Source organism: Sediminibacterium sp., from assembly GCF_051861365.1.
Classification (GTDB): Bacteria; Bacteroidota; Bacteroidia; order Chitinophagales; family Chitinophagaceae; genus Sediminibacterium.
On record NZ_JBHYCW010000036.1, the window covers coordinates 21,218 to 28,026 of the forward strand.

The 6,809-nt window shown below is 39.9% G+C and carries 4 protein-coding genes; all 4 read left to right on the plus strand.

Annotated features, from left to right (window positions below; genetic code table 11):
- Positions 1-231 precede the first annotated feature (231 nt).
- On the plus strand, positions 232-2,001 hold the full coding sequence (locus ACTIEV_RS13740) for a hypothetical protein (RefSeq protein ID WP_439516683.1): 1,770 nt from the start codon (positions 232-234) through the stop codon (positions 1,999-2,001).
- Positions 2,002-2,098: 97 nt separating this feature from the next.
- Complete coding sequence (locus tag ACTIEV_RS13745; RefSeq protein WP_322196192.1) at positions 2,099-2,236, plus strand: hypothetical protein; 138 nt, start codon at positions 2,099-2,101, stop codon at positions 2,234-2,236.
- A gap of 45 nt (positions 2,237-2,281) precedes the next feature.
- Complete coding sequence (locus ACTIEV_RS13750; protein WP_439516684.1) at positions 2,282-2,608, plus strand: DUF4907 domain-containing protein; 327 nt, start codon at positions 2,282-2,284, stop codon at positions 2,606-2,608.
- Between the two features lie 32 nt (positions 2,609-2,640).
- On the plus strand, positions 2,641-6,809 hold a 4,169-nt coding region (locus tag ACTIEV_RS13755; protein WP_439516685.1), incomplete at its 3' end, for a LamG-like jellyroll fold domain-containing protein.

The following is a 6,809-nucleotide window of genomic DNA, read 5'->3' on the forward strand; positions in this document are numbered from 1 at the left end:
TATTACTATTCGCGTATAAATAATAAGGAGACTTCGTCTTCTATAATGATGATTTTAATTGCGCTCGTGGGTCAACAATTATAAATTAAAGTTCACAAGTAGAATGGGAAAAACTATTTACAGGAATATTTTTCAATAAATAAATAAAAGCAGATATTGAAACTTTTTAATGGTATAGATGTTGGAGAAAAGGTGGTAGAAATGCTATATCATCGCAGATAATGAGTAAATATGAAGAAAAAAAGGCTACTGTTTTTGATTTTGTTATTAACAGGAGGGCTGTATTCTTATTCGCAAACATTAAGTGTAGATGAGCTAATCAAAGCCTGGAGTATAACGGATACTTCGGAGTCGCGAATAGTAGGGAATGCGACATTGGACATATTTGCACATCCGGATACAGCAAAATTTTTATTGATAACCTCGGAATTAGAAAAGCGCAGTTTAGAAGGACGCTTGCGGATCAGGGCTTATATGTACCAGTTTCATGGGTATAATTTTTTTGGAATAAAAGATACAATCGTAACCCAAACATATTGTTTACGGATGTTAAAAGAGGCGGCTGTACTGGGGAATGAACAGCTGTTGTCGGAGATGTACGTCGTATATGGAGATATGTGTGCTCCTGAGGAAGAGATCTATTATCTGTTGAAAGCATCAGAAATGCAGGAAAGAAATAGGGTAGCGAAGCTAACCTTGTATGCATATTATGAGAAGTTGAGCCTGTTATCTTATGAGTACATGCTCGACTATAAGAGCAGCGCCAGATATGCTGTCAGGAGTGTTTCCATCTATCATGAGCCAGATTCGAATTTGCACAATTACATACTTTTATTGGATATAGCGGGCGACTCTTATATTAAATTGAATATGGCAGATAGTGCTATTCACTACTATCAGATGATCAGGCAGAAGGTTGCAAGTTTTAAATTGTTCCCTAGAAAATTTTCCTCCACTTTAGGTAGTACGTTTCTTGATATTTGGGATAATATCGCTTTGGGTGGCATAGCAAGAGCTTTTATCTTGAAAGCAGAATATGATAAAGCATATCCCTTACTACTGCAAAACTTGCAGTCAAGCATTGATTACGAGGAATGGGCCGATGTCTCTTTGGTACAGAGTGCACTGGCACAGATAGACTATGTAAGGAAGAATTATAGCAGCGCGGCAAAAAGGTATAGTTTGGCACGTCAGTTGGCTTCAAGTAGTAAGAGAGATATTTTATTGAGTGATGCATTGGAAGGAGGGGCAAAGGCATTTGCCGCATTAGGCAGATATGACAGTGCATACTACTATCAAAAAGAATACTTGCTTTTAAGGACAAACCTGGAAGCAAGGAAATACGAAAGTAAAATCGAAATGGCGCAAGCCCAGGTTAAGTATGATGGTATTCAGGCATTGGTTGTGCAAACGAGAGAAGAGATCGCCCGTCAAAAAACACTGCGTAATGTCATTTTATGTGGTGTTTTTCTATTGGGGGTGATTGGTTTGTTGCTGTATAACCGCAAGAGGCTGAAATATATTCTTCGGCAGACGCAATTAGAAAAGCAAAATCAATTAGTGGAATCTGAAGCAGAGCTGGCCCGTAAGAATATTCTTTATGCACAAAACCAATTAGCCGAGGTGGTCAATCATATCTCAGAGAAGAACAAGCTGATTGAAGTGCTTGAAAATCGGTTGGCAGAGAATGAAAAAATAGAGATCCAGGAAGTATTGCGCAATTTTACGATCATCACCGGTAATGACTGGCTCAAGTTCAAAGACTATTTTGAAAAAGCATATCCGAATTATTGGGAAAGGCTGAACCAGAAATTACCCAAACTGACCCAAAGTGATGAACGCTTGCTCACACTCCTCAAACTTCAATTGGGTAATAAAGAGATCGCTGCTGCAACAGGTATATCTGCTGAAAGTGTAAGGGTCTCTATACATCGCCTGCGTAAAAAAGTAGAAGCTATTTATCCGAATATCTCACTCGAAGAATTTATTGCAACTATTTGATTTTCAATCAGTGTAACACTTTGCTACGCGTGTTGCAACGCTTTACTACGTTTATTTTTTGCAAAAAGGGCTTGCTTGGGAATAAGTTTACGCCTAAGTGAAAAAATCCAATCATACAAATCCTGAAAACGGAAAACCCTGGCAATTGATATTGGCTATCATCATTGCTATTGTGATCATAGTGATGTGGGCTGTGTGGTGGTATTTTGAAGCAAGAATAAAAGCCATTCAATAAACAGCAACCCTTGCATAGTATGCATATTATTATAAAATGTACTAAATGATACGAATTATAGCTGTGTTTATTTTACTCGGATTTTTCTTATCGGTTGGGGCGCAATCCAACTCGTTCCCTTCATACATCAAGAGCGGCAATATAACCTATAGTATAGTGCCATCCATTAATCAAACATGGGGCTTTCAAATACTGGTGAATCAAAAACCTATCATTAAACAATTGTCTATTCCAGCCCTTCAAGGCAACCAAGGTTTTAAGGATACGATTGCTGCAGGTAAAGTAGCCAGGCTGATGATACAGAAAATAAGGCAGGGCGAAATGCCACCAACGGTTACCATTCCTGAAATGAAAAAAATAAAAGCACTTTAAAATAGATCTCTATCCACTTAAATACACCCTTTATGAAATTCTTTTTACGATTTGCAAGCTTACTGCTTTTACAATTTTGTTTTATTTATCCGGTGCTATTGGCTCAAACGCCTGATAGCTGGACACAAAAAGCCAATTTTGGCGGGTTAGGACGATTAAATGCCGTGGGTTTCAATATTGGTAATAAAGGGTATATAGGTACCGGAGCCAATGCCACTACAGCTTTCAGTGATATATGGGAATATGATCCTAGTACAGATACTTGGGCTCAGAAAGCCGATTATGGCGGAGGTGCCCGACGTGGAGCCTATGCCTTTGTTGTGGGTAATAAAGCCTATGTGGGTGGAGGAAGTAATTCAGCTGCCGATGAATACCCAGCAACCGCTTCATTATGGGAGTACAACTCATTTGCTAACACGTGGACACAAAAAGCTAGTTCTGGTCCTCTTTTTTATGGCTCAGTGGCTTTTAGCATTGATGGAAAGGGGTATGTTATTACAGGTGGTATTGCTTCTTACTCAGCTGATAATATTAATTTTGCTTTAACGCGCAGGAGTTCAGGAAATGTGGCTATGTACGATCCTGAAACAGATACATGGACCAACAAAGCGCGTGGACCTTTTGATCTTGCTGGTGCATTTGGCTTTACTATTAATGGAAAGGGATATGTTGGGGGTGGGACAGACAATGGTGGTGTAATAAAAAAAGGGTTTTATGAATACAATCCGTCTACCGATACCTGGACGGCCAAGGCAGATTTTGCAGGTGACAGGGCTTTTGGGTCACCTAGTTTTGTTTCGGGAAATAGAGGATTTGTGGGACTAACCGGATTAGTAGGAGCTGCACAAAACTTATATGAATATAACCCCGCTTCAGACACCTGGACTTCAAGGGCAGTTTATCCTGACGGAGGAACAGTAGGAGGCGCCGCCTTCAGTATTGGTAATAAAGGGTATATCGGAACGGGGTCTTCAAAGAAGACATTTTATGAATATACTTCAGCAGAAACATTTACTCCGGCTACTGCCTTGAAGTTTGATCCTAGTGAAGATGCAGGTGACAATAGCCGATTAAATTATGTAAGTGTAGATAATCCGTTTCGTGGATTTCAAAAAGAGATTACAGTAGAATTTTGGATGTACGCGCCCTCGGCAAATATGCCATTTGGTTCCATAATGGGGCAAGGTTCTAATAATGTGGATGCAAATTGGGTATGGTTAATGCATCCTGAAACGAATGGTACCATGACTTTTTATGTAAGTGATGGTGCTTCTTTTAAAACAGCTAAGTGTAATATTATAGCAGGTTCATGGCATCATTATGCGGCAACATCAAGTGCAGGTAGTACAAAGTTTTATGTTGATGGCAATGAGGTTAGCTTCTATACCATTAATGGTCAGCAATTCAATGATGCTGTTGGAGGTGGGTTATCTTCCGGACTTTTATCAAACACAAATGCAGTACTGCATATTGGTAAAGATGTTCGATATGAGACTCGTAATATTGGCAATAATGATCCAAAGAATAGATATGCAGTAATGACGATAGATGAATTACGTATTTGGAGTCGTGCATTATGTGTAGATGAAATCAGGCATAATAAAAATGTGGAAATTAATCCTGCAGTACAAACCGGATTACAACATTATTACAGCTTCAATCAGGGTTTTGTTAATGCCAATAATCCAGGAGAAACTATCCTTCGCGACTTAAGTGGAAATAATAGAAACGGTGAGCTTAAAAATTTCAGCTTGTATGGAACTAATTCTAACTGGGTTGCTTCGGGTTTTACCAGTACAGGAATCTACACGCTTTATGACAATTCTGCCGCTCCTATTACAGGGGTGAATAATATTTGTATGGGTACAAATACGACCCTATTGAATACGAGATCAGGAGGTAAATGGTTGAGTAGTAATACGTCTGTTGCAACCATTAATGAAATTACCGGGCTGGTTACTCCAATTAGTCCTGGTTCAACAACGATTACCTATACAACTAATTGTAATGTTTCTACCTTGAATTTTACTGTAAATGCTTTAACAACTCCAACCATATCTGGAACTGGAACCATTTTTCTTTGTTCAGGAAGCTCTACTACCTTAACGGCATCAGGTGGAGCTACTTATTCATGGAGTCCAGGTGGGGCTACTACGGCTTCCGTCACAGTGTCGCCAACAGTCAATACAACTTATACTGTTACTGCTACTACTGCTGCCGGATGTTCTGCTACAACATCAAGAAATGTTGGCATTGTTAATAAGCCAATGGTTTCAGCAATTTCAAATAGTCCGGTATCTTCCGGTAATACTCTCCAGTTAGATGCTAGTGGGGCTAATACTTATAGCTGGTCTGGGCCGAATGGGTTTACGAGCTCAGTACAAAACCCTGTTATCAATAATGTAACCGCTGCGGCGACCGGTACCTATACTGTAACGGGTGCTAATTCATTTGGATGTACCAATACAGCAACAGTGAATGTTACAGTATCGAGTCTCCCTGCTACTGCATTAAAAACAGATGGTGTGGATGATCATATAACGATCAGTAATCCATTCAAATCTTTCGAAAAAGAAATAACGGTTGAATTCTGGATGAATACACCTACGGGTAAACTGGCCCAAGGTTCTATAATGGGTCTGTCTTCATTGAATGTGGATGGTATGGATACTGATGTATGGTTGATGCATCCGGATCTTGGCGGTACTAATCTTGACTTTTATGTAAATGATGCCGGAACATGGAGAAGGGCAACCGTACCTATCATAGCGGGAGGCTGGCATCATTATGTAGGTGTGGCGAGCGAGTTTGGTATTAAATTCTATGTAGATGGTGTATTGAAGAAGACTGAAGCTGGTATTAATACAGGTATTCTGCGCAATGCCAATGCCATCATGCAGATAGGTAAAGACCCAAGACATACCAACTTCCGTTTTGCAGACATGACCATTGATGAAGTAAGAATATGGAGTCGTGCGCTTTGTGAAGCAGAAATCATCAATAATAAAAACTGTGAGTTGAATCCTGTAGGACAAGACGGTTTACAGCAGTATTATCGTTTTAATCAAGGTTATGTAAGTGCCAATAATTCAACTGAAACAAGTTTGACAGACCTGAGTGGTAATAACCGTCATGGAGTACTCAGTGGTTTTGCATTAAATGGCGTCAATTCTAATTGGGTGGCATCAGGTTCTACCAATACAGGTACTTGTACCAGTTTCAGTACGCCTACAGCACCTATTACTGGCACTACTACTATCTGTGGAATTGGAAATACCAGTACTTTATCAAATGCCATCGCTGGTGGTTTATGGAGCAGCAGTAATACTAGTGTTGCAACCATTAATGCAAATACAGGATTGGTAACAGCATTGAGTGAAGGAAATACTACGATCACTTACAAAAATGAATGTGGTGGTATTTCTACTATCTTAGTTAGGGTCGTTTCTACAGCTTCACCAACCATTACCGGACCAGCGGGGGGAACCAATGCTTGTCCGGGTAATACAGTTACTTTGACTGCACCTATTGCTTTTGCAAATTACCAGTGGTTTAGAGATGGGGTAGCAGTGACTTTTACAACGAGTACCAGAACGTATAATGCAACAGTTTCCGGTACATACACTGCCACTAGAATTTCATTTGGGTGTACTTCAGCACTATCGAATGCGATAACAGTAACCATTGCTGATGCTATTAAGCCTACTATTACATGTCCTGCTAATCAAACATTAAATTTAGATGCAAGCTGTAAAGCAACTTTACCTGATTATAGAAATCTGGTAACGGTTTCAGATAATTGTACACCTACAGGTTCTTTAGTGATCACACAAAGTCCTGCAGCTGGCTCAGAGGTTAATGATAAAGGTTCTATGATCGTTACCCTTACGGTTAGAGATGCAGCAGGTAATGAAAGTACTTGTACGATTACTATTGAGAAGAAAGATGTAACAGGACCAGTAGTTACTTGTCCTGCTCCGATTGCGGTAAATGCGCCAACCAACACCTGCGGTGCTGTGGTAACCTTTACCTCTCCTAATGCTACGGATAACTGCGGTATTATACCTTTTACCTCTTTCCGTGGTGGTGAGCCTAATCAGTTCCAGGGTGCTTTGCAGGATTACCTGCAGTTATATACTGATGGTACCTGGGATGATTTGCAGAACACAACGCTTAACAAATGGATCGTAGAATTTAATAC